Here is a 467-nt window from a genome sequence, read left to right on the forward strand (position 1 = left end):
TAGAATTTATTGTGTTAATTCACTGAAAATGACTTTCAGAGCCTATACTCTTTATTACTATGATATATTTGACCAACCTACAAAAAACGAAGTCAATCTATGCCGATTAAGAAAGTTACAAAGCGTGTATTTTTACCTGCCATTATCTTGGTGCTATTTACTTCAACACTTTATGCCGTTGTTTCTAGTAATAGTGACGAGCCCAATGTTGAGGCTTTTCAAAGCACTATTAGTCAGCAAAAAGCGACATTGGAAATATTGAAAACGCTAGACCGCCGACACTTTGTTGATGTTTCTATTAATGATGATCTTTCTGCACGTTTTTTAGACAATTATATTGATCGTTTAGATCCTACAAAATCTTACTTTTTACAGGCGGATATTAACGAATTTAAACAACATCAGTTCGATTTAGATGACGAGCTTAAAAAAGGCAATAATGAATTAGGTTTTTCTATTTATCACCG

General features: G+C 33.0%; 1 protein-coding gene. It reads left to right on the forward strand.

The window, feature by feature from the left end; all coding sequences use genetic code 11:
• Positions 1–99: 99 nt before the first annotated feature.
• On the forward strand, positions 100–467 hold a 368-nt coding region (locus EMN46_RS19020), incomplete at its 3' end, for a hypothetical protein (protein ID WP_229130437.1).

It is taken from the genome of Ancylomarina sp. 16SWW S1-10-2 (assembly GCF_009669305.1).
GTDB lineage: Bacteria > Bacteroidota > Bacteroidia > Bacteroidales > Marinifilaceae > Ancylomarina.